Genomic DNA, 22,982 nt, shown 5'->3' with positions numbered 1-22,982 from the left:
CTATTGGCGATAAAGGGTATGTAGGGTTGGGAAAAAGGCTTGAGAATACACTTGATTATGAGCTAATTATACAAAATAGAGCAAACCAAGTAGCTAATACTGCTACTGAAAAAGCATTTCTTGGTATTTTTCGTAAAACCATTGAAACAGTAAACTCAATACTGACAGAGCAGTTTAACATACAATATACACGTGCAAAGAGTGCTTGGGGACTAACAAATAGAATTATCGCAAAAATAACATCCCTAACTTTTGCTATTTATTTAAACTTTATAACTCAACAACCTATCTTAGATATAAAAAACTTTATATTTTAACTAGCACAATTGGTTACATCATTTTTTACTTTCGCTAAATACTCAAATCCAACAAAATAGCTTTGATAAGGAAAAAATACATTCGCTATTACTTTTTCTCTCTGGAAAGGAAAGTCAGTATATACAAAAGACGTGAAAGTAACGGTTTTAATTTCAAAAAATTTGATTGGCAAGTAGTTGTGAATCAGATTTTTTTTATTTTTGAGGAAATGAATTTTTACATCACCGATAGACGACTATGGATTCACTCAGAAATAAACTATTGGATTTATTAAATGAAAATGATATTCCTGAACTATTTGGGGAACTGAAAAAGCTAAAACTCAATGATAATACTTACAAAAACCTACAAGAGGAGTTTATTTATGGTATAAAATATGATTTTGCCAAACGCTTGAAGGCATACATCAACTACAAATTTGAGGACTTAGAAGAAAAACAAGAAACCTCTTTTAGCAAGGCAAATACTATCCAAGAATGACAAACCCACTTGGGGCGATTTGAACGCTACCAAGGAAAGACTGTAGCCAAAGCAAAAGAAAAACTACAAGCCTTGCTCTATCGGGAGCAGGTAGCCCAAGCATGGGAAGAAGCCCAAGGAACTGATGAAATCAATGTATATGAGGCTTTTATGAGGGACTTTCCCCAAGAAACCGACCTCATTGCCCAAGCCAAGAAACAGATAGCCCTTTTAGAAGAGCATCAAATCTGGCAAAGCAATACAGAAAAAATCAACGCCATGCTTGAGGCTTACACGAAAAGCTATCCACAAGGCATCTATATCAAGCCAAGCACAAGCGATTGCCAAAGTAATGAATCTCTCCCTGCCTCAAGCTATATCAGCAAGCAGTAATAAAAACCTCACCATCCCCCTCACAGACAAAATAAACCTCGAAATGATATACGTAGAAGGCGGTAGCTTTGACATGGGCTATCAGAGAGGCAGAGATGGAGCAGACAATGATGATGTAAAAAATGCCAAGCCCCTGCACAAAGTTACCTTACATAGTTTCTATATAGGTAAATTCCAAGTAACCCAAGAGCAGTACTACGCCGTTATGGACAAAGACAGTAATAGTCATTTCAAAGGAGACAGACTCCCCGTAGAAACTATCTCTTGGGAGGAGGCAAAGGTATTTATAGAGAGAATCAATCAAAAAACAGGCAAAAAATTTCGCCTCCCTACCGAAGCAGAGTAGGAATATGCGGCAAGAGGAGGTAATCAAAGCAAGGGTTTTATGTATGCTGGGAGCAATGACATAGACGAAGTGGCTTGGTATGGCAATGAAAAAGCAGATAAAACTACCCACGAAGTAGGCTTAAAAAAACCTAATGAATTGGGGATTCTCGATATGAGCGGTAATGTTTGGGAATGGTGCGAGGACTGGTACGATGCGAATTTTTATGAAAAAAGCGCGGGCGCGAAAAATCCTGTGAATACCGTAAAAAATCCAGATAATCATCACGTTCTTCGTGGCGGCTCTTGGGTCAATAGCGCTGACTATTGCCGTCTTGCTCTCCGTAGTTGGGACTATATTAGGAACTACGGCAGCGGTTTTCGGCTTGTTCTCCCAGTACATTAACCTTTATTCTCTTACGCTTTTACCCTTTTAGGCAAAGTAAAAAGCAGAGCTTTTTACTTTGCCTTTTTATTCTTTTTTCTTTTAAAAATTATCTCCCGCGAAGCGGGATTTTTTTTTACACCTGACAGGTCTCAAAGACCTGACAGGTGTATAGAGGTCAAAGGTATATCAGCTTACCACCTTTTCTATTACCTTCCCATGCACATCGGTCAGGCGGAAGTTACGACCTTGGAACTGATAGGTCAGTTTTTCGTGGTTCATGCCCAAGAGGTGTAGGATAGTGGCTTGCAAGTCATAAACGCTTGTGCGGTCTTTGATGCCGTAGTAGCCTATCTCGTCAGTTTCGCCAATGCTCGTTCCCCCTTCTGCCCCTCCGCCAGCCAGCCAGCACGTAAACGCTTCTGTATGGTGATCGCGCCCGGCATAAGGCATTTTTTTCCCTTCCCTGTTTTCTTGCATAGGCGTTCTTCCAAACTCAGCCCCCCAAACTACAAGGGTTTCCTCTAATAAGCCTCTCATTTTCAAGTCTTGGAGCAGAGCGGCAATAGGTTTGTCGATGTTTCTGCACAAATTGCCAAAGCCACCATTATTCAGGGCATTGGTCGGGTCGTTGCCGTGAGAGTCCCAACCCCAATCAAATAACTGCACAAAACGCACTCCTTTTTCTACCAATCTCCTTGCTAACAGGCAGTTATTGGCAAAAGAGGATTTGCCGACTTCTGTACCGTACAATTGATGCACCCATGCGGGTTCTTTGCTGATGTCCATGACCTCAGGAACAGACACCTGCATTTTGAAAGCCATTTCGTACTGAGCAATGCGAGAAATGGTTTCAGGGTCTTGCATTGCTTGGTAATGCTCTTGATTGATTTGATTGATAGCGTGTATGGTTTCGCCTCTGAGTTCTCTATCCATGCCCTGTGGATTCTCAACGTACAGCACAGGCTCTCCTTTGGAGCGACACTCTACGCCCTGGTAAACTGTGGGCAAAAAGCCACTTCCGTAGCCTGCCTTGCCCGCATCGGGGGCTTTTCCACCCGAGAGCAGGACGATGAACCCCGGCAAATCGGCATTCTCAGAACCCAATCCGTAAGTAACCCATGCCCCCATGCTCGGTCTGCCAAGCCGTGCATGACCTGTTTGCATCAGTAGCTGGGCAGGAGCATGATTGAATTGGTCGGTGTGCATTGCCTTCAAAAAAGCGATTTCATCTACTTGGGTAGCCAAATATGGCAAATGGTCAGATAGCCATGCCCCAGACTGACCGTATTGCTTGAAGCTGACCTGATGCCCAAGCATTTGGGGAACGCCTTTGATAAAAGCAAACCGCTTACCCTCTAACAAAGATGGAGGGCAATCTTTGCCGTCTAATTTTTGCAGTTCGGGCTTGTAATCAAAGAGTTCTAACTGGGACGGCGCCCCCGCACAGTGAATATAAATCACTCTTTTGGCTTTGGCGGGATAGTGAGGCGGGAGTACTTCAAAAGGGTTTGAAAGATTGCGTTGGAACTGCTTTTCAGCTACTTTACTGCTTGGCGAGGAGCAAGCCCAAAGAGAAGAAAGGGCTATCCCGCCCAATCCTGCGGCACACTCCCAAAGGAAATGACGGCGGGTCAAAGACTGCAAAGACTCAAAGTATGACTCGTTCATGACGTATTGGATTACAGTAATCAAAGGAATTTTGGCAAAGGCAGTAACTTAACAATCTTCTATTTGCCTAATTACAACAAATATAAATAAAAAGCACAAATTCAACAAAGTTTCTCATTATTGTTTCTTAGGAGGCATTTGTAAATCAAGACTGCTCTATCATCTTGATTTCCGCCTCCGTTAAGCCGTAAAGCTCATACACCAATTGGTCAATTTGGTTTTCTAAGTCGGCAGTGTCATTAGAATTGTCTTCCGCTTTTTTAGTCAAGATTTGGTTCACAAGATTTTCAATTTTTTCTTGTGTTACTTTGTCAATTGTTTTTGGCAGTGGAAAATTATTTACATCATATACCAAAATTTTTGGGAAAGCACCTTTTGTTGCTTTTGGTGAAGAATTAAAATGATAAAAAGTTGCAAGTTTAGAGTTGAAAATTCCAAGTAAACATTCTATGGGATATGATTTTGGATTTTCTTTTACTATAATGATAGCAGGATCATTGTATAATTCTTCTGTTGTAATTGCTGAAAAAATTCTTGGATTTGTGATTTCACGAATTAATAGCCTTTTCCCTTTAAAGTATTTAGGTTCTCTTGGATTTGCAATACCATCACAATAATCAATAAACTCTTTCCCGTTCCATTTAACAGAATATCTGGTAATATCTCCTCCATAAAGCCAACGTTTGAACTTATTATTTGGATTTGAAAAATGATGATATGCTCTGTTTTTAATTATTTCTGCATTTTGTCCTTGATATTTATCGTAAGCAATTAAACCCTGACTTGTTTCTGGGAATAATTCTATTAATGGTTTTTTCTCGCTTCTTATTTTTTCTACAACATTTAAGGTTTCTCTGTCTAATTTAAAAACCAAGCCCCAATTTTGAATATTACTTACTGCAATTTCTTTTGATATGGTTAGAGTTTTACAGCTTATGAGATTTTCAAAATTTTCAATATTAGCCGTGTTTTTGTATCCAAGTGTGTTCTTTTTGCTGTCGGATTTTATGAATTGAAAAATGATATTCCTTACTGTAGCATCTTCAAAAATGTTGAAGTTTGTACAATCCAATATTTCATTTATTGTCCAATTATCAAACAAACTCAAGCGATAAGATTGTGCAAAAACATTAAACAGAATGGTATTTGGTATTATATAAGAAATTATCCCATTTTGTTTTAAAATATGATGCCCTTTATTGATGAACCAATAATAAATTTCATAGTCTGGAACTTTTGAAAGATTTGAAACTAAATACTCACGTTCAGTTTTTTCTTTGATAGAAACTCCATACGGCGGATTGCCAATCACTACATCAAAACCTACAAAATCGCCATCATCATTCAGCACTTCGGGGAACTCAAAACGCCATTCAAAGGCATTTTCAAAAATTTTGTTATTCTCTATTTCATCTATTTCTCGCCTTAACTTTTCCATTTCTTCCTCTATTTTGCCCTGTTCTTCTTTTCTTTTCGCTTCGAGATTTTTATCTGATTTATTATCGCCATAGGGTACTTCTGGCTCAAAAAGCATCATGCCCGTAAAACGGTTGTATAACTCATAAGCCAGTTTGGAAAGTCTTGTTTTTTTGGGGTCGCTGTTGCTTATCTGTATGCTGAAATCTTTTTTGATGTCATTGATAAGTTTCTCAAAACCACGCTTGGCTTCCTTATCGGTGGCATGGAGATAGGATTGGACAAGCTGACGATAAGTTTTGATGTCCCATTTTAGACTTCTAAGAGACTTGCTCAAATCAGCATCGATAGCAAAACGACTTACCAATGAGTTCCCACACTTGATATTGATGTCGATATTGGGGAAGGTTTCCAACTCGGTAAAATTGCTTTCAGGGGAATAATAAGCATTCTTTAACAACTCAATCCACAAACGCAAACGGCAGATTTTGACTGAGTTAGGGTTGATATCCACACCAAAAAGGCAGTTTTCTATAATGGCTTGTTTCTCTTTGAACAAAGATTGTTGGACTACTTGTCTTTCAGGCAGTTGGCTTGCTTTGTAATTAGATGTATCCCCGCCAAATGTGTGTTTGATGGCTTTTTCAGTTCTCGGCATTGGTGCAATATAACAAAACTCCTCCCCCGTTTCTTTTTCTGTGATGAATAACTCATCGTTTACCACTTCTACCCAATAGTTTTTTAAAGGTCTGCCCTCAAAATCGCAGAGAATACCCAAGTCATTTTTTATTGCTATGATTTCATTAAGTGCCGATACCAAAAAGTGTCCCGAACCTGCCGCAGGATCGCAAATTTTAAGGGTATTCACAATCTTGTTAGCTTCTTTAATGTCTTTGATTTGATTATAAATTTCGGTCAAACTTCTCGAGAGTTCCAAACTTTCGGAAAGTTGGTAGCCAGCTTCCTTAAATTTCTGCACTACGGCTCTGCGGATAGTTTCCCGACACATATACATAGTAATAAAACCCGGTGTAAAAAATGAGCCGTCTTTATAGCCATTGATTTTCTCGAAAATCAAACCAAGAACCGAAGCATTAATCAGTGTTTTATTATCTTCCTGAATTTCCTCACTGCCTTCTGCTCCAAAATTATAGGCATCTAAAAACTCCAAAAAATACTGTAGCGTATTTAGCTTGCCTGTTCTCTTTTTGCCTTGCGGGTCTTTTAACACGGTTTGCGAAAAAATCGGAATGTTTATATTATCTTTAAGATTGCTGATAAAAATGGTTTGTTGTTCAGTATCTGTCGGCTCAAAAAGCGATGAGTTGAGATACGGCACTTTCTCAAAAATTTTCTTTACCTCTTCGTTCCTCTCATCGTGTTGGCGAGCCAAAACCTGAAAAAATAAACTGTTTAGGTCATCATAACTTTTAATTTTGTCGGAGTGAAGAAACGAATATGACGCATCGCCTTTGTGGTAGGTGATGAGTTGGGCTTCTAATAGTTTCAAAAACAAAATGCGGTTTACCCAAGTGATGCTCAGTTCAAGAGCCACATTAAAAAGCCTTTCTTGCTCTGTCTTCCCAAATTGGCTTGGTTTTTCTAATCGGCTCATTTTGTCCAAGCTATCTAACTGAATGACAGCATTTTCCAAAATTGTTCCTGTATGTCTTTCGCCTGCTTTGTTTCGCTCAATCAGCTTTTTGTTCCCCTCTTTGATTTCTGTCAAGCCGATAATATGCAACAACTCGCTGTAAAAGCGTTTGTCAAGGCTGTTACTGTCGTTGGCGAAGGGAAGTTTTAAAAGATGCTCTGGGGACAGTATTTTAAACAAGGGTATCAGGTCGTTGTCATCTATAGCCCCCGAATTAACTCTTGGGAATGAAAAATAAGTAAATTCAATCTCTGCGCTTATCTCGCCAATAAACGGTTCGGCAACCTGTTTGTAGAAGAAATCGGTTTTGGTATCTGCCAAACGTCCTGCTTCAAAATCATTGAATAGCTTGACAAGGTTTTTGTTTTGGGCAAAAAGTCTGTCTAACAACATCGCATCAAAAATAAACCATTCATAGATGTTAGTAGCTGCCAAGTGTTTGATTTCCAAATTTTTGTGAGTAACTCTTTCTCGCAAGTAATACAAAATCAACTCTTGAAAGGCTTTTTTGTTGATATTATCTCTTGTGAGCATTTCTACTTTATTGCTTGGTTTTTTAGCTTCAATGATTACGCCGACAGGGCTTTTAGCGGTGCTGCCATTGTGAATAACCAAGTCGTTTCGCCCTTTGGTATTGAGGAAATGGTGAGGGTCGTAATAGGTTTTCTTGAGAAAATCGATGAGCAAGTTTTTATGAAATTCCTCGCTCTCAGTATCATTTACTCTCTCGAGTAAAGTAATGAGATTAGTTTTAAAATTGTCAATTTCAGTTCGGCTGGGTTTTAATTTCAAAAAGGCTTTGTTGAGTGCCTTTCGTGGCGTTAGTTCTTTTAAAATCATCTTAAGTTTGCATTTGAGCCTCACGTAATCTGCTAATCAAAAATAAAGAAAGAGATTAACTATGACAAAAAATTGTTTACTAAATTGGGATAAAAATTAAAAGCCCAATTTATGCTTTATCATCTTCTTCGCCTTATCGTCTTGATAGCCATTCGTGTGTTTTTCAAGTCTATACATTTGAAAAATATAGACCATATCCCTAAAAAAGGTGCGCTTATCTTAGCCGCCAATCACCCAAGCACCTTTTTAGACCCATTAGTTGGGGCTTTGTTTGTCCCACGGAAAATTCATTTTTTGGCGAATGGAGGTATTTTCAAAGTCCCTGTTATTGCTTGGTTGCTTCGCCGTCTCTATACCCTTCCTATCTATCGCCAACAAGACAGCCAAGTCGCTTCTATAAAAAATGAGGATTCATTTAGAGCCTGTTATGAGCTTTTAGAAAAGAAAGGGGCAATCATTATTTTTCCTGAGGGTACGAGCGAAAACGAACGCAAACTCCGCAAAATCAAAACAGGTACGGCACGCATTGCCTTAGGAGCAGAGGCAAAAAATGACTTTGCTCTTGATGTCAAGATTGTTTGTGTAGGGATTAACTATACCAACCCTCGCAAATTTCGAAGTCGCCTTATGGTGAGTTTTGACGAGGCAATTGCAGTAAAAGATTACAAAGAAAGCTATCTCCAAGACAGCATAAAAACAGTCCAACAACTTACTGATGAAATAAAAGAACGCTTAGAAGCCATGATAGTTGTTACTGAAAATAAGGAAATAGATGAGTTGGTAGAAAAAATAGAAAGGCTCTACACGAGTACGTTGAGAAAGGAATTGGACTTGCCAAGTGCTGAAACGGAGCAAATTTTTGTGGTAGCCCAGTATTTTGCAGAAGCAGTGCATTACTTTGAAGCAAAGCAACCAGAAAGAGTAGATAGCTTGCAGGCAAATATCCATCAGTATTTTAGTTTATTAGAAAAGTACAAACTGAGTGATAGCTTGATAGTACAGCCTATCTTAGACAAAAAGGCAAAGATAAAAGGAGTTTTGACTACTTTACTGGGCTTCCCTTTGTACCTCTATGGATTGATACACAATCTTTTACCTTATGAACTGCCTGCTATTTTTACCCATGCCATCACCAAAGACATTACATATCATGCCCCTATGAATATCACCTTTGGAATCTTCACCTTTCTTGGTTTTTATACAGTTTATGCTTGGGGATTTTATCATTTTATTCCACATGGAGGTTATTTATTTGCCTACTTGACTTCGCTTGTACTCTCAGGTTTTTTCACTTACCGATATTGGTTTTATCTTTTGGATTTGATAGGAAAGTGGAGAATCAGCAATTTGGTTAAAAATCCTGATTTTCAATTACTTTTAGATTTGCGCAAAGGAATTATTGAGGAATTAGAAAAAGCAAAACAAGAATATTTAGAAAGCCTGGGAGCGAAACAGAAAACAGAGAATTTTTAGAACAAATATGCCAAATATTACGTATATGTTAAGAAACTAAAACGCCAAATTAGTAAGCCAGCCTATTTTAACAATAATATACTCTTACTATTTTTTATTTTTTTTTACAAATCTTTTAAAATTATGGTACTCAATGGCTTAGTGGCTATCTACCCAATGCTTATTTTTTTGTATTTGGTAATTACGCCCGTTGCGGCATATTATGCACAAACTACGCTCAAACAATCTTTCAAAAAATGGTTCCTTATCAGTGCTTTATTACCATTTGTTTCGGTTTTTGTTCTGCTGATTTATACTTTATTTTTTCATAAAAAGAAGCAAGAAAAGACCACATAAAACATTCTATATAAAAATAAAATAGGCTAACGCAGTTGTTAGCCTATTTATTTTGAACTTTATTGTATCTAAAAGTAAAAGATTACTTCACTTCTACTTCTGCACCTGCTTCTTGTAATTTCTTCACTAAATCATCAGCAGCTGCTTTGTCCACACCTTCTTTTACAGGTTTTGGTGCGCCATCTACTAAGTCTTTAGCTTCTTTCAAGCCTAAGCCAGTCAAATCTTTTACTAATTTAACTACCGCTAATTTGTTAGCACCAGCAGATTTCAAGATAACATCAAAAGAAGTTTTCTCCTCTGCCGCAGGCGCCGCACCACCCGCTGCCGCACCACCAGCTACCATTACAGGAGCCGCTGCCGCAGGCTCGATGCCGTAGTTATCTTTCAAAATTTTTGCTAATTCATTTACTTCTTTTACAGTCAAATTCACCAATTGTTCTGCAAGTTCTGTCAAGTTTGCCATTTTTATTGAAATTTAATCTTGTCCAACAATAAATTTAAAATAAAATAATAAAAATAAGTATCTGCTTAATCGCAGGGAATCAAAGTGTTAAAATTATCCTTCCCTTTCAGAAAGGGTTTTAAGTACACCAGCAATTTTATTTCCACCACTTTGCAATGCACCAATAACATTTTTCGCAGGAGATTGCAATAGTCCGACCAACTCACCAAGTAAGTCTGCCTTAGATTTCAAGGTAGCTAAGGTTTCTAATTGGTCTTCGCCAATGAAAATATCTTTGCTGATAGAAGCTCCCTTCAACAAAGGCTTCACCGTTTTGTCTTTGCGAGGATTTTTGCTTCTAAACTCTTTTAACAACTTTGCAGGAGTATTCGCTGAGTCAGGGGAAATCATAATGCCTGAAAACCCTTTCAATACCTCTTTGTCAAATGCTGAGAAATCACCAAGTGGAGCTAAAGCCTTCTTAATCAAAGAGTTTTTAACCACTACGTACTCTACGTTTTTCTCAAAGCACATCCTACGGAAAGCATTGGTTTCAGCGACATTCATACCAGAGGCATCAGTAATATAGAAGTTTTGTCCTGCTGCCAATTTTTCACTCAACTCTTGAGCTATCTGAATTTTTTCTTCTCTCGTCATAGTTCAATTCGTTTATAGTCCCGGTATGCTTGCTTTGTCTATTTTGATGCCTGGACTCATGGTGCTTGACATAAAAATACTTTTAATGTAAGTACCTTTGGCTGCCGCAGGTTTCAACTTTGCTATTACGTTAATCAATTCGCGTGCATTGTCCTTAATCATTTCAGGAGAGAAAGAAACTTTCCCTATACGAGTATGAATAATACCAGTCTTATCTACTTTGAAGTCAATTTTACCCTGCTTTACTTCCTTCACTGCTTTCCCTACTTCCATAGTAACTGTACCCGATTTAGGATTTGGCATCAGACCTCTCGGACCTAACACGCGCCCCAGTTTACCTACCTTCGCCATTACTGTTGGCATAGTGATAATGACATCAATATCCGTCCAGCCACCAGCAATTTTGTCTATATAGTCATCTAAACCCACATAATCAGCACCAGCTTCTTTGGCTTCAGCCTCTTTATCAGGGCTGCAAAGTACCAATACTCTCACTTGTTTGCCTGTCCCGTGTGGCAAAGCGACTACGCCTCTCACCATTTGGTCAGATTTTCGTGGGTCAACCCCCAAGCGTACATCTATATCCACAGAAGCATCAAACTTAGCGTAGTTTAGTTCTCTGACCAAAGATACCGCTTCGTCCAACGAGTATTCTTGTTGTGGGTTGTACTTTCCAAGTACTTCTTTTTGTTTTTTAGTTAATTTTCCCATGTTACTCGCTTTAAATTACTTTGTTAATGAATCAGTGCGAATGGAAGCTTTCGCTTATCTGGTAGTAACAATCCCAAATTTGACTCACTATCAAAAGCAAATTTTCTTTACATTTAGTTTTCCCAAGGTGCTTTTCCTGTAACAGTTACGCCCATGCTTCGAGCTGTACCTGCTACCATTTTCATGGCTGACTCTATTGTAAAACAATTCAAGTCAGGCATTTTTGTTTCTGCAATTTTCTTTACTTGTTCCCAAGTAAGAGAGCCTACTTTAGTACGATTTGGAGAAGCAGAACCAGACTTAGCTTTTACTGTTTCCAAAATCAATACGGGTGTAGGAGGAGTTTTGATTACAAAGTCAAAAGACTTGTCAGAGTAAACAGTAATCACTACTGGTAATACTTGACCTGCTTTGTCTTGTGTACGTGCATTAAATTGCTTGCAAAACTCCATGATATTCAGACCTTTGCTACCAAGAGCAGGTCCGATAGGGGGTGCTGGATTTGCCGCACCGCCTTTTACTTGTAACTTTACGTAACCTGTAATTTCTTTTGCCATTGTTATTCTATATCTTCTTACGTAAACTATTCTTCTTTTGCTACTTCGATATAATTCAGTTCTACAGGGGCATTTCTACCAAAGATTTTGACCATTACTTTCAATTTCTTTTTCTCGTCAAAAACTTCCTCGACTACACCTGAAAATCCGTTAAAAGGTCCATTCATTACTTTGACTATCTCGCCCACGTGGTAGGTTACATCGTGTTTGATTTCGTGTTCGTCAGCCTCCTCTACTTTGCCAAGTATTCTGCTCACATCAGATTCTCGCATCGGTTTAGGAAGCGTATTAGGGACGTTTTTATCGTAATCTAAAAATCCTAATACTCCGGGAACGCTTAAAATGGTATGAAGTACCTCCCCATGTCGTAAGTTAGCATTAAGCATGACATAGCCAGGCAAGATATTCTTCTCTACAGCAACTTTCTTACTTTTGCCGTCTTTCATCTTACGCACTTGATATACTTTTTCCGAAGGAGTAAGCACTTGGGCGACGTATTCCTCAAGTTTTTGGATAGAAACTTCTTTCTCGAGGTAAGATTTCACTTTCTTTTCTTGCCCACTTACTACTCTCAGCACGTACCATTTTAAGTCACTCATGGTTTAGCAATGAATTTTATTTATTTAAACTGCAAAGAGGGAAATTAGAAGGAATCATACAACGCCTTCAATCCTTTATCAAAACTGAAATCGATAAGAGCAATAATCACTGCAAATATTAGGGAAGCAACTAATACTAAAATAGTGTGGGATTGTAACTCTTTGTACTTAGTCCAAGTTACATGCTCTACCATCTCATTTTTACACTCTTTGACAAACTGAATTATCTTGTTCATTATCTTAACTTTTTAATTGCACGGGTGGCAGGGATCGAACCCGCAACCTACGGTTTTGGAGACCGCCACTCTACCAGTTGAGCTACACCCGTAAGACTACCTTCAAAATTGGTTCGCAAAGGTAGAAATATTTTTTTGATAATCCAATTTGTTATGTAAAAATTTATTTCAACTTATTTCTTTGGTTCACTTTTGTCCTTTCTGCCAAAGACGGAAAAATGCACGTATCGCTTGGGATGTTCGCGAAAATCTACCAATAACTTATCTAAATCGGCGATGGTTTTGTTCAGATTTACGTAAACTGAATCGTTGCCCATGAGTTTAGTGAGGGTTTCACCTTGTTTCATGGAGTTGAGCATTTCATTAAGATTTTCCACAGATTTGCGTGCCTCTTGCATGGTGCTGGCAAGTTTCATAGCATTGACCGAATCTGCAATAGTGTTCATCTTGCTCATCAGCGGTTTAATACTCTTTTCTGTTTCGACCAAAGAGGTAGAAAGTTTGTCTAAATTAGACGTGATATTGCTGATTCTTTGGCGATTATCTATCATAATGCGATTGACATTGCCTGTGGTGGATTCTAAGTTATTCAAAATATTTTTGATGTTGCTGCTCAGTCCCTTATACTCTGTAAGCAGTTGATTTACTGAGGTGATGGTAGTATCTAAGCTACTCATGAGGGGATTAGCTTTAGAAGCTACCATGCCCATCAATCCTTGGTCTATGTTGGCTTTTAGTGTATCATCTTGCTTGATTGCTTGTCCTTGATTGACTACTATTTCTATCATCTTCCCTCCCAAAAGCCCGTTATCTTTTAGAATAGCCACAGAGTTTGTATTTAGCTTTATCTTTTTGTCCAAATCAAACTCTACTAAAATCTTACTGCTTTGGTTCTGCAAGATTTCCGTAGCAATAACTTTCCCTACGCTCATCCCGTTGATTTGCACAGGGTTAGAAGGAACTAAGCCATCTATTTTATCATATACTACAAAGTAAGTAGCTGTAGAAGAAAGGAAATCGTATCCTTTTAAAAAGTTTACTCCAAAATAAAGGATTACTCCGCCAATGACTGTGAGCAAACCCACTTTAAGTTCTTTTGACACTGATTTTTAGATGATTAAGTTAGTGTTATTATATCTGCTAAGCCTCTATTAGGGTTTATAAATGCTAATAGGGTTTTACAAAGTTAATAACAATTGCTTTTATTTCTTGTTTTCTACTGCATTTTTGTATTTTTCTATAGCTTTAAAAATGCCATAAGCGATATTTTTCTTGCCGTGCTTCCCTTCTAAGTAGTTCTCCTCATCTTGATTAGTCAAGAAACCTACTTCCACTAAAACACTGGGCATGGCTGTTTTCCAAAGTACTACAAAGCTACTTTGTTTTACCCCTCTGCTTTTGCGTTGGGCGGTTTCTACAAACTCGTTTTCTATGTACGAAGCTAATCGGAGGCTATTGTTTTGAAAATTATTTTGATAATTAGCTAAAATAATGTGGCTCATAGGGGAGTTAGGGTCAAAGCCGTCGTATTTCTCTAAGTAATTAATCTCACTGAGAATTGCTGAGTTTTCTCTTAGGGCGACCTCATCATCTTCGTCTATGTTACTTAACCCCATGATGTAAGTTTCTGTACCACAAACGTTTGCAGAGGAAGCCGAGTTACAATGGACAGATATGAACAAATCACCGTTTTCTCTATTGGCTAACCTTGCCCGCTCTCTAAGTTCTACAAACTGATTTTCGCTGGTGCGGGTGTAAACAACTTGGATATCGGGCAAATAGGTTTTTATCAAAGCACCCACTTCCATAGCTACGTCAAAACAAACATCTTTTTCCTGTAGTTTTTTGCCAAAACAACCAGGGTCTTTTCCTCCGTGTCCTGCATCAATGACTATCTTTCCTAACTTGTTGGGTTTTATACACAAAGGCGTATAAGAAGCTAATACAAGGCAACTTATTAGCAAAGTTGCAAATAATTGCTTTTTCATGCGAAGTAAAGGGGTTAATTTTAAATTATAAAGTATTAAAGCAATTGCTATTAAAGTAGAGCCACACCTACTTTTAACGAATTAAGAATAAATAAAATTGTATCTCAGCTATAATTTATGTTAAATCTTACATGCTTGTTTGTATGCAAAATTGCATAGTGCTAATATTGTAGCCTTAAAATATGTCTATTGTAATTTTTGATGTACTTTTTAACAAAAAAAGCAAATCTTTGTAAAAAACTAAAATATTCAATAAAAATATTATTGATTTTTAGTTGTTTTTGTCATACCTACGGTTTATTCGCACAAACAGAACCTGCGGATGATACAAGTAAAGATTCTACCTTTATCAAAAAAGACTCTATTCCAGTCAGAGATATTAAAACAACGGTTATTTACTCTGCCAAAGATTCCATTCGCTTTAACGTTATCAAACAAAAAGTCTATCTCTATGGAGATGCCAAAGTTACTTATGGAGAAATTGCGTTGAAAGCCTACAAAATAGAAATAGACTGGAAAACAAGCATAGTCAAAGCCACAGGTCGCAGAGATACGGTAAAAAATGAAGATATAGGCTTACCTGTTTTTACTGATAAGGGAGTAGATTACAAGGCAAAAGAAATGACCTACAACTTCAAAACACTTAAAGGTGTTATCAATAGTATTACAACTAAACAAGGGGACGGATTTATAGTAGGAGAGCGAGTCAAGAAAGACCAATATGACAACCTTTTCATGGGCAGAGGGATTTATACTACTTGCGACCTTCCACACCCGCATTTTGGGATTCGGGCTAAGAAAATCAAGGTAATTCCGGGGAAGTTGGTCGTAGCGAGTATGTTTAACTTGGAGTTAATGGATATTCCTTTGCCGTTGGGCTTCCCATTCGGCATGTTCCCCCAACCTAAAAAGCGTGCTTCGGGTTTTGTCATGCCCCAATATGGAGAAACGCGGGAGAGAGGTTTTTTCCTTAGTCAAGGCGGTTTTTATTTTGCTATTAGTGATTATGTAGATATGCAAATTTTGGGAGAGATTCACTCTCGCGGTGGCTGGGGGGCTACTATGCAATCTAACTATTTAAAAAAATATGCCTTCAATGGGAATTTTGCCTTCCGTTATAATCGCAGAGTAAATGAAATCCCCGGAAGTTTAGAAGCAAATATCGTCAATGATTTTAATATTACTTGGAGTCATACGCCTCAAAGCAAGGGCAATGGAAGGTTTAGTGCCAATGTCAATGCTGGGACAAATAGCTTTAATCGGAATAACTCCTTTCAACCCAATAACTTTCTTCAGTCTTCTTTCAACTCCTCTGTAAACTATACCTATACTTTCCCTACCCTTCCTTTTACTTTTAGTGCAAGCCTGCGACACACACAAAATATCATTACCAAAATAGTAGATGTCGCTCCTGACATCAATCTGACTATGCAAAGATTGCAACCATTTAAAAGTAAAACAGGGAAGAAAACCCTACTCTCTGAGCTTTCTTTTAGCTACAATATGACGGGTAGGGCTACGATTACCAACCTTTTCCAAGGCGGTAGTGGCTTCTCCTCTGCGGAAGGAGTGAAACTTGCTAATGTAGCTACCAGAGCAGATACGGTAGCTTTTAACTTCCAAAATTTGTCGCGTATTTTCCAAAATACCCGAATGGGTATGGAGCATAATATCCCTCTAAGTACCTCTGTTACCGTACTGAAGTATATCACTATGAACTTAAATGCTACCTACAAAGAGGTTTGGTATCCAGAAAAATATAGCTATACTCCTATCAAATCAGATTCCGTACAAATAGATACGCTTAGAGGTTTTTCCCGCTTCAATGACTACAACGGAGGTCTGAGTATGCAAACTCGCTTGTATGCTTTTTACTATCCTAAGTCTAAAAAAATAGAAGCCATCAGACATGTGATAAATCCTTCGCTATCTTTATCTTATACTCCAGACTTCAGTTCACCTTTTTTTGATTTTTACCAGCAAGTACCTATTCAAAAAAGGCAACTGACCAGCGTAGGCGAGGCAACAAGAGAGATAGTTGCCCCCATTTCTCGCTTCAATGGGATTTACAGCACACCGCGCAGAGGGGAAGCAGGAACTATTAGCTTCAACCTAACGAATACTTTAGAAGCCAAATTGAGAAAATCTGAGGAGGATACTGCCGCCAAGAAGCCCGCAGAAAAAATCATGCTTTTAGACAACTTTGGCTTTACTACCAGCTATAACATGATAGCAGACTCTTTCAAACTCGCCCCCATCGCCTTGAATGCAAGAACGAGATTGTTTAAAAAATTAGATATTAATTTCTCGGCTACGCTTGACCCTTATACCTTTGAATTGCAAAGTATTAACCCTACTACGGGAAATATTATACAAAGACGAGTAGATAAATATGCTTGGCAGACGGGCAACGGTATCGGCAACTTGACTAATGCCAATGTGGCTATATCTACTAACTTTAAGCCACCTTCTGCTAAAAAAGAATACAAAGACAGCCGCTATACAGAAGAGGAGTTAGCCTTTATCAATGCCAATCGCAATCTCTATGTAGAGTTTGATGTGCCTTGGACGTTAAATATCAGCTATAATTTTAGCTATTCTAAGCAAGGATTTGCAAAGTCTAACATCGTGCAGACCTTGAATTTTAATGGAGATGTCAGCATTACTAAAAAGTGGAAAATAGGCTTTAACTCAGGCTATGACTTTGTAGCTCAGGCATTGAGTTTTACGCAGTTCAATATCTCTCGTGACCTACACTGCTGGGCAATGACGGCTACTTGGATTCCTTTCGGACCCAGAGCAGGTTATACAGTTGATATCAACGTAAAATCTGCCTTGCTTAGAGATTTGAAATTGAGTAGGAGAAACAGTTGGTATTTTAGATAAAATATTTCCTCAAAAAGCCTTGACTAACAGTAATTTATCCAAAGTAACCAATTCATAGCCTTCCTTTTGCAGAAAGGTTATTAGCAAAGGAAGTGCTTTGAGGGTATTTTCCCTGTCCTTGCCTGAGCTATGTAATAAAATAATGCCTCCATTATGAGCGTATTTTTCTACTCTTGCCAAAATTTCTTCGGGGCTATTTCTGCTTGTATCCCAGTCATAAGTATCTATAGACCAATTAATTATCTTGTAGTTTCTAATACCCAACTCTATGATTTGCTCATCGGTCATTACTCCATAGGGAGGACGAAAAAGTAAGGGCTGGATTTCAAGATACTTGACAAACTCTTGCTCTGCCAAAGCAAGGTCTGCCAATGCCTGCTCCGTTGTCATTTCAGTCATTTTTTGATGGGCAAAAGAGTGATTTCCTATTAGGTGACCAGCGTTTTTAATAGCTTCTGCGTTATACCGATAGGCTTTTAAGCGGTTAGCTATCAGAAAAAAAGTGGCTTTTACTTTATATTTATCTAAAATTCTCAACACTTGTGGGCAATACCAATCATCTGGACTATCATCAAAAGTAAGGGCAATCTGTTTTATTTTTTTGCGTTTGGCGGCGGGTTGCTCTAAAAAATATACATCAGGGAACTTGTAGGCTTGGCGTTCTATTTCTTTTTTAAAAAGATATTGCGCCTCATTGCTTGGCTCGCCGTTCATAGATGTTTGATAAGAAAAAGAGGAATTAGAAAAGTCTTGCAAATATCTTACAGTTTTTTGGTGGGTAAAAGGCTTAAAAGTATATAAGAGGGCATAAAAGGAAATAAAAAGCAAGCAAATAATCAACAATTTTTCTTTTATATTCTTCATTTTCATTGTTTCCCTTTTGAATTCTTTTTCAAATTTTCTGGCGTGCTTGCTCTCTGACCTCATCACAAAGTTGAAATATTCTTCTTTGCAAACCTTGTAATGCTTTTCCCTTGTCTTCTGCACTTTGATAAATGCTTAATGTACTATCAATTTCCTCTTTTAGTGTATCTTCATTAATCATCGCAAAAATCATGTTGTATTTGTGAACAAGGTCATTGATAGCTTTGCTATTTATTTGTCCCTCTTTGCTAATCATGTTTTGATAATCTTTTTTAAGCTCATCTAATACATTGATGACTTGTTGCATCAGTTCTTTTTCAAACGCTGTATCACCTTGACTAAATTCTTGTATCTGACTCAGGTTCAGACTTAGCTCATAATCAGAAGGTTGCTTAGGAGGGAGATGTTTTTGCAACTTTTGCAATAAATCGGACATCTCAAAAGGTTTAGTCAAAAAGTCAGTAATTTGAATATCTTTTATCTTTTCAGCTATGTCTGTATATGAGTAAGCCGTCATCAGAAAGATAGGGATGGTTTGGAAGGGACTACCTGTTTTATTCCTGATTGCTTTGATAGTTTCACTGCCGTTAAGTATAGGCATATTCATATCTAAGCATAGTAAGTCATAATGCTTATTTTCTAACTTTTGCAAAACTTCCTGCCCATTTTTTGCCGTTTCCACATCAAAACCAATATTTTGCATTTTCTTTGTAACGACCATGAGGTTGATTTCGTTATCATCTGCAATCAGTACAGAACGATTGGCATACTGATACATGATTGATTTGTCCTGCAAGGTGCTTATAGGTTTGCTTTGCTCAAAAACAAGTTCAAAGTAAAAAGTTGTGCCTTGATTTGCCTTGCTCTCGACAAAAATTTGCCCGCCCATTGCCTCTATCAACTGCTTGACAATAGTCAAACCCAACCCTGTTCCTCCATAAAGGCGATAAGTTTCGTTACTTTCTTGGGTGTAAGGCTCAAAAATAGAAGCCAATTTGTCTGCGGCTATACCTACGCCTGTATCCTGCACTACAAACTTAATGCGAAACTTGTTTTGTACGGTGATTTCTTCTAAACTTGCGGCTACTCGTACTTCTCCCTTTTCAGTGAACTTGAGCGAGTTACTTACCAGATTATAGATAATTTGGGAAATACGAGTAATATCTCCTAATAAATAGTCTGGAATTTTCTCATCAATAGAAAAAAGCAATTTGATTTCTTTCTTATCAGCTAAGGACTTGAAAGCTAAGGCGATATTATTGAATATCTCTCCTAAGTTAAAGGGAACCTGCTCAAAAGTAATTTTCTTTTCTTCTAACTTAGAAAGGTCTAATAAGTCATTAACAATGGTTTTTAGTTGCGTAGCTACTTGCACAAGGGCTTTTAGGTAGCCTTGTTGCTGTTCGGTGGCGGTTTCTTCTAACATCTCAGCTAAGCCCAAAATTCCATTTACAGGAGTGCGAAGTTCGTGGCTGGCTTTAGCAAAAAAGTCATTTTTCATGGCTTTGGCTCTTTCCAATTCTTGATTTTTCATCAAGATTAATTCATTTTCCAAAGCAGTTTTTTCATGTTTTATCTCCAATAGCTCTTTTTCCATTGCCGTAGCACGCTGCTCTGTAACTATTTCTTGCAACTGCTCATACCGCATAACCTCATCTCGCATGACGCAGATATAATACGCATCGGCATCGTTTCGTTTTTTGGTCAGGATTAAATCCAAAATTTGGGTAGGATTATGGGGAAAATTAATTTCTACCCTTGGGAAAATAAGTTGCTCGTCGTCTGGGGTATCTTTCAAAATTTCGTGGATATTGTCTATGATAGGAATAGGAACGGTACTTTGTTTTTCTTTGTAATCGCTAAGTGCAATGATTGTATCGCATGAGTCTATCAAATACCCATTTTTATCAAAAAAAATTACCTGACACTTCTCTTCGTTCAGGAGAAAGTTTACCTTAAAGTCGATGAGTTTCATTAAAAAAGTAGTTATAGAGAATCAACTTGCAAAAATAATACGAGTTTCTAAAAATCAGTGTATTCTGTCCCCTCTTACATCAAGGTTTGCAATAATTTCTGCTTCTATTCTCAAAAACTCCTGCCAACGTTGAGCTACTTTTTCTTTGGGAAGGTATTGGCGTGCCAAATCCATAAATGTAGTATAATGCCCTGCCTCAGAAACCATAAACTCATAGTAAAACTGCCTCAAATCGGGGTCGGAGTGATTTTGCCAAAGCATTTTGAAACGCTCACAACTGCGTGCTTCTATCAAGGCACATACCAATAATTTGTCTAATAGCCTTACTTCCACAGAATTACCTTTGGTGATGTGTGCCATGAGTTGGTTTACGTACTCGTCTTTGCGTGCTTTGCCTAACTTGATACCTCTGCGTTTCATCTCTGCCAATACTTTCTCAAAATGTTCCCATTCCTCTGCTACAATGGGGGCAAGGGTTTCTACTAAGGCTTCTTTTTCAGGAAACTCTACAATCAAAGAAATACAGGTCGTAGCCGCTTTCTGCTCGCAGTAAGCATGGTCTATGAGAATTTCTGCAATATTTTTTTCTGCTACATCTGCCCAGCGTGGGTCAGTGGGTAATTTCAAGTGCAACATAACAAAAAATTTACCTTGCCTTCCAACTCGTATGGGTTCTAATATTGGCTTTGAGTTGGTTGAGCATAGAATACAAACCAAAATAAGTGCGATTCAAATAAAGTGCTTCTTTTGAGCCTCTTGGCTTGGTAGAATTTTTAAGCTCAGGAGTTTTGGCTAACTTTTCTCCAAAATCATATAGCATTTTAAAGTACTCATTGTTCCCAAAGTCAAAAGTTTCTTGGCGGAAAGGGCTGACCGTCAGGCGAATCATGTCTTTAAAAATATTGGTAAAAAGTTCCTTTTCATGCTCGGTGTCATCTTCATAGATAAAGCCCAACTCATAAAAAGCATCTAACATCATCTTATCATCATCTATGATTTGTGGGTTAATTACTTTGAAATGAACGCGATAGTACTCCAAAGGAATGACTTTGACGCAACCAAAATCTATGATGCCCATAGTTCCGTCTGCCCGCATCAAAAAATTGCCGGGGTGCGGGTCTGCATGAACTGATAACAATTCGTGCATCTGGTAATCGTAGAAATCCCACAAAGATTGCCCAATTTTGTTGCGGACTTCCTGAGAAGGATTGGTCGCTAAAAACTCGTTGAGGTGCTGCCCTGTAAGCCAATCCATTGTCAAGATTCGCTTAGAGGAATACTCTGGGTAGTATTGGGGGAAATCAATATTGGGGAGATGGGCGCAGGCTTGCGAAATTTCTACTCCCCTTTTTAGCTCCAACTCGTAATCCGTTTCTGCAATAAGCATCTGCTCTACCTCTCCCATATACATCTGCAAGTCTTTTTCTTGCAAGCCAAGTATCTGTTTTGCAAAGGGTTTGACCATTTTTAGGTCAGAACTTATGCTTTCCGCTACGCCCGGGTATTGCACTTTTACGGCAAAATATTTTTCTCCTTTGCTTGCCTTATGTACCTGCCCAATAGAGGCAGCATTAACGGCTTCTTTGGTAAAAGTATCAAAAATTTCTGTGGGAGATTTGCCAAAATACGTTTGAAAAGTTTTGACTACTAAGGGATAAGAAAGCGGCGGAGCAGAATACTGTGCCATAGTAAATTTATCGGTGTAGGCTTGGGGGAGCAGGTTCTTGTCCATGCTCATCATTTGGGCTACTTTAAGCGCGCTACCTTTTAGTTCGCTCAATGCCCCATAAATATCTTCTGCATTTGCTTTGTCTAAGTCTTCCTTGCTTAGGTTGGGGTTTACTACTTTTTGAGCATAATGCTTTACGTAGTTTGCCCCTACTTTTACGCCTGTTTTTACAAACTTAGTAGCTCTCTCCACTTTAGAAGTAGGAATACTAGATTGAACTTTTAAATTAGGGTCTTTGATTTCGTCAGCCATGATTTTTAATATAGTGATTCTTTGAATAGTTGGTTGTTAATTGTTAGTTGTTAAATAGTTGAACAGCTACTTATGTTTTGAAATACAAAACTCAACTATTTAACTATTTTAACTATTCAACTATTTTAATTCTTGCTAAAAAGGAATTTGATAAAGTCGAAAGTAGCATCTGCAATATTTTTACCTAAGAGGTCAAAGGCTAAATTGACTGATTTCTCGATGGCAGCATCGGTGCGTTCAAAGTTTTTGCTACTATCGTATATCCAAAAGCGAATAATGAAAACGGTTTCCCACCAAATAGCCCCTGCGTAGCGTTCAGTCAAGAAAGTGCGGTCTGCAATTTCTCCTGTATAAACTCCTTCGGTAATAAGCTGAGAAACAAAGTCATGGAAAGTTTGCTTGCTTTCTTTCAATACGCCTCCATCCAAAGGAAAATCTTTCTGATTTTTAAAGCTATAAGTAGCAAAAGAGCGAACTGCTTTGAGGTTTTCTATCAAAGTAAAATAAAAAGATAGGATTTTTTCTCTTACTGTATAGCCTTCATATACTTGCTCTTGCTGGATTTTTTCTATGGTGTCTTTGAAAGTATCTGACCAAATGGCGGCTTCCAAATCATAAAAAGTAGTATAATGTTCATAAAAAGTCTTCTCTTCCCCGCCTATGTTTTTCATAAACAAGTAAATAGATTCTGGTCTTTTGCTGTTTTGCAACACATAGTCTATATAGTGCGTTTTGATGTCTTTGATGTCCATTGTGTATTGAATAAGTTATTAATTATCAGTTAGATGATTGATATTAGATGTTAGTATTGATA

21 protein-coding genes, 1 tRNA gene and 1 pseudogene are annotated in these 22,982 nt (G+C 38.0%); 7 read left to right on the top strand and 16 right to left on the bottom strand.

The window, feature by feature from the left end:
- From BM141_RS22945 to BM141_RS23555, 4 genes and pseudogenes are all read left to right on the top strand, one after another.
- Window positions 1-317: hypothetical protein (locus BM141_RS22945; RefSeq protein ID WP_394331680.1), on the top strand; the 317-nt coding region annotated here is incomplete at its 5' end.
- Between the two features lie 238 nt (window positions 318-555).
- Window positions 556-798 carry a hypothetical protein gene (locus BM141_RS11785; protein ID WP_091545497.1) on the top strand — a complete coding sequence of 81 codons (243 nt, stop codon included), beginning with the start codon at window positions 556-558 and terminating at the stop codon, window positions 796-798.
- Between the two features lie 9 nt (window positions 799-807).
- Window positions 808-1,170 carry a hypothetical protein gene (locus tag BM141_RS11780; protein WP_091545494.1) on the top strand — a complete coding sequence of 121 codons (363 nt, stop codon included), beginning with the start codon at window positions 808-810 and terminating at the stop codon, window positions 1,168-1,170.
- Window positions 1,130-1,900: pseudogene (locus BM141_RS23555) on the top strand (formylglycine-generating enzyme family protein). The gene BM141_RS11780 and the pseudogene BM141_RS23555 overlap by 41 nt, the downstream one beginning before the upstream one ends.
- Before the next feature lie 168 nt (window positions 1,901-2,068).
- Here the strand turns inward: BM141_RS23555 and BM141_RS11765 are convergent.
- Window positions 2,069-3,550, bottom strand: coding sequence for a DUF1501 domain-containing protein (locus BM141_RS11765; RefSeq protein ID WP_091545486.1), 1,482 nt, complete (start codon window positions 3,548-3,550; stop codon window positions 2,069-2,071).
- A gap of 145 nt (window positions 3,551-3,695) precedes the next feature.
- On the bottom strand, window positions 3,696-7,460 hold the full coding sequence (locus BM141_RS11760; protein WP_091545484.1) for a DUF7149 domain-containing protein: 3,765 nt from the start codon (window positions 7,458-7,460) through the stop codon (window positions 3,696-3,698).
- Between the two features lie 111 nt (window positions 7,461-7,571).
- Here BM141_RS11760 and BM141_RS11755 point away from each other — a divergent pair, with 111 nt between their 5' ends.
- Together BM141_RS11755 and BM141_RS11750 are read left to right on the top strand one after the other, a co-directional pair.
- Window positions 7,572-8,933 (top strand): lysophospholipid acyltransferase family protein, encoded by a 1,362-nt coding sequence (locus BM141_RS11755; protein ID WP_091545482.1) that lies wholly within the window; start codon window positions 7,572-7,574, stop codon window positions 8,931-8,933.
- Between the two features lie 123 nt (window positions 8,934-9,056).
- The gene (locus BM141_RS11750; RefSeq protein WP_091545480.1) at window positions 9,057-9,269 is read left to right on the top strand and encodes a hypothetical protein; all 213 of its coding nucleotides are present in this window, start codon (window positions 9,057-9,059) and stop codon (window positions 9,267-9,269) included.
- A gap of 82 nt (window positions 9,270-9,351) precedes the next feature.
- On the opposite strand, the gene rplL is transcribed toward BM141_RS11750, so the two are convergent.
- From rplL to BM141_RS11705, 9 genes are all read right to left on the bottom strand, one after another.
- The gene (rplL, locus tag BM141_RS11745) at window positions 9,352-9,735 is read right to left on the bottom strand and encodes a 50S ribosomal protein L7/L12 (RefSeq protein ID WP_091545477.1); all 384 of its coding nucleotides are present in this window, start codon (window positions 9,733-9,735) and stop codon (window positions 9,352-9,354) included.
- Window positions 9,736-9,828: 93 nt separating this feature from the next.
- Entirely contained in the window at window positions 9,829-10,371 is a 543-nt protein-coding gene (gene rplJ, locus BM141_RS11740; RefSeq protein ID WP_091545474.1) for a 50S ribosomal protein L10, read from the bottom strand.
- Between the two features lie 12 nt (window positions 10,372-10,383).
- The gene (gene rplA, locus BM141_RS11735) at window positions 10,384-11,082 is read right to left on the bottom strand and encodes a 50S ribosomal protein L1 (protein WP_091545472.1); all 699 of its coding nucleotides are present in this window, start codon (window positions 11,080-11,082) and stop codon (window positions 10,384-10,386) included.
- Between the two features lie 113 nt (window positions 11,083-11,195).
- Window positions 11,196-11,639, bottom strand: a complete 444-nt coding sequence (rplK, locus tag BM141_RS11730; RefSeq protein WP_091545470.1) for a 50S ribosomal protein L11 — start codon at window positions 11,637-11,639, stop codon at window positions 11,196-11,198.
- A 26-nt stretch (window positions 11,640-11,665) separates the two neighbouring features.
- Entirely contained in the window at window positions 11,666-12,238 is a 573-nt protein-coding gene (nusG, locus tag BM141_RS11725; RefSeq protein WP_091545468.1) for a transcription termination/antitermination protein NusG, read from the bottom strand.
- Window positions 12,239-12,282: 44 nt separating this feature from the next.
- Window positions 12,283-12,474: a preprotein translocase subunit SecE gene (gene secE, locus BM141_RS11720; protein WP_091545466.1), complete on the bottom strand. Its 192-nt coding sequence runs from the start codon at window positions 12,472-12,474 to the stop codon at window positions 12,283-12,285.
- 19 nt (window positions 12,475-12,493) lie between these two features.
- Window positions 12,494-12,566, bottom strand: a tRNA-Trp gene (locus BM141_RS11715).
- 81 nt (window positions 12,567-12,647) lie between these two features.
- Window positions 12,648-13,577 carry an MlaD family protein gene (locus BM141_RS11710; protein WP_091545464.1) on the bottom strand — a complete coding sequence of 310 codons (930 nt, stop codon included), beginning with the start codon at window positions 13,575-13,577 and terminating at the stop codon, window positions 12,648-12,650.
- Between the two features lie 99 nt (window positions 13,578-13,676).
- Window positions 13,677-14,462, bottom strand: a complete 786-nt coding sequence (locus tag BM141_RS11705; protein ID WP_091545462.1) for an N-acetylmuramoyl-L-alanine amidase family protein — start codon at window positions 14,460-14,462, stop codon at window positions 13,677-13,679.
- Between the two features lie 264 nt (window positions 14,463-14,726).
- Here BM141_RS11705 and BM141_RS11700 point away from each other — a divergent pair, with 264 nt between their 5' ends.
- Window positions 14,727-17,348: a putative LPS assembly protein LptD gene (locus tag BM141_RS11700; protein WP_091545459.1), complete on the top strand. Its 2,622-nt coding sequence runs from the start codon at window positions 14,727-14,729 to the stop codon at window positions 17,346-17,348.
- 9 nt (window positions 17,349-17,357) lie between these two features.
- Here BM141_RS11700 and BM141_RS11695 read toward each other — a convergent pair whose 3' ends face one another.
- The 5 genes from BM141_RS11695 to BM141_RS11675 form a co-directional block, all read right to left on the bottom strand.
- Window positions 17,358-18,218, bottom strand: coding sequence for a polysaccharide deacetylase family protein (locus BM141_RS11695; RefSeq protein ID WP_221407672.1), 861 nt, complete (start codon window positions 18,216-18,218; stop codon window positions 17,358-17,360).
- Window positions 18,219-18,240: 22 nt separating this feature from the next.
- Window positions 18,241-20,187 carry an ATP-binding protein gene (locus tag BM141_RS11690; RefSeq protein ID WP_091545454.1) on the bottom strand — a complete coding sequence of 649 codons (1,947 nt, stop codon included), beginning with the start codon at window positions 20,185-20,187 and terminating at the stop codon, window positions 18,241-18,243.
- Between the two features lie 54 nt (window positions 20,188-20,241).
- A complete protein-coding gene (gene miaE, locus BM141_RS11685) occupies window positions 20,242-20,823 on the bottom strand; it encodes a MiaE family protein (RefSeq protein ID WP_091545452.1) in 582 nt (193 codons plus the stop codon).
- A 10-nt stretch (window positions 20,824-20,833) separates the two neighbouring features.
- A complete protein-coding gene (locus BM141_RS11680; protein ID WP_091545450.1) occupies window positions 20,834-22,168 on the bottom strand; it encodes an ABC1 kinase family protein in 1,335 nt (444 codons plus the stop codon).
- 125 nt (window positions 22,169-22,293) lie between these two features.
- Window positions 22,294-22,920, bottom strand: coding sequence for a TetR family transcriptional regulator C-terminal domain-containing protein (locus BM141_RS11675; protein WP_091545448.1), 627 nt, complete (start codon window positions 22,918-22,920; stop codon window positions 22,294-22,296).
- Window positions 22,921-22,982 lie beyond the last annotated feature (62 nt).

The sequence above is a fragment of the Thermoflexibacter ruber genome (genome assembly GCF_900113045.1).
Classification (GTDB): domain Bacteria; phylum Bacteroidota; class Bacteroidia; order Cytophagales; family Thermoflexibacteraceae; genus Thermoflexibacter; species Thermoflexibacter ruber.
Note: the sequence above shows the minus strand (reverse complement) of the source record. Positions and strands in the feature narration are given on the sequence as shown.

Bases quoted from the DNA above. Each gene is read 5' to 3' on its own strand.
- BM141_RS11755 (WP_091545482.1), top strand. From the start codon at position 7,572: ATGCTTTATCATCTTCTTCGCCTTATCGTCTTGATAGCCATTCGTGTG.
- BM141_RS11695 (WP_221407672.1), bottom strand. From the start codon at position 18,218: ATGAAAATGAAGAATATAAAAGAAAAATTGTTGATTATTTGCTTGCTT.
- rplJ (WP_091545474.1), bottom strand. From the start codon at position 10,371: ATGACGAGAGAAGAAAAAATTCAGATAGCTCAAGAGTTGAGTGAAAAA.
- BM141_RS11765 (WP_091545486.1), bottom strand. From the start codon at position 3,550: ATGAACGAGTCATACTTTGAGTCTTTGCAGTCTTTGACCCGCCGTCAT.
- BM141_RS11750 (WP_091545480.1), top strand. From the start codon at position 9,057: ATGGTACTCAATGGCTTAGTGGCTATCTACCCAATGCTTATTTTTTTG.
- nusG (WP_091545468.1), bottom strand. From the start codon at position 12,238: ATGAGTGACTTAAAATGGTACGTGCTGAGAGTAGTAAGTGGGCAAGAA.
- rplK (WP_091545470.1), bottom strand. From the start codon at position 11,639: ATGGCAAAAGAAATTACAGGTTACGTAAAGTTACAAGTAAAAGGCGGT.
- BM141_RS11690 (WP_091545454.1), bottom strand. From the start codon at position 20,187: ATGAAACTCATCGACTTTAAGGTAAACTTTCTCCTGAACGAAGAGAAG.
- miaE (WP_091545452.1), bottom strand. From the start codon at position 20,823: ATGTTGCACTTGAAATTACCCACTGACCCACGCTGGGCAGATGTAGCA.
- BM141_RS11760 (WP_091545484.1), bottom strand. From the start codon at position 7,460: ATGATTTTAAAAGAACTAACGCCACGAAAGGCACTCAACAAAGCCTTT.
- secE (WP_091545466.1), bottom strand. From the start codon at position 12,474: ATGAACAAGATAATTCAGTTTGTCAAAGAGTGTAAAAATGAGATGGTA.
- BM141_RS11705 (WP_091545462.1), bottom strand. From the start codon at position 14,462: ATGAAAAAGCAATTATTTGCAACTTTGCTAATAAGTTGCCTTGTATTA.
- BM141_RS11785 (WP_091545497.1), top strand. From the start codon at position 556: ATGGATTCACTCAGAAATAAACTATTGGATTTATTAAATGAAAATGAT.
- rplL (WP_091545477.1), bottom strand. From the start codon at position 9,735: ATGGCAAACTTGACAGAACTTGCAGAACAATTGGTGAATTTGACTGTA.
- BM141_RS11680 (WP_091545450.1), bottom strand. From the start codon at position 22,168: ATGGCTGACGAAATCAAAGACCCTAATTTAAAAGTTCAATCTAGTATT.
- BM141_RS11675 (WP_091545448.1), bottom strand. From the start codon at position 22,920: ATGGACATCAAAGACATCAAAACGCACTATATAGACTATGTGTTGCAA.
- rplA (WP_091545472.1), bottom strand. From the start codon at position 11,082: ATGGGAAAATTAACTAAAAAACAAAAAGAAGTACTTGGAAAGTACAAC.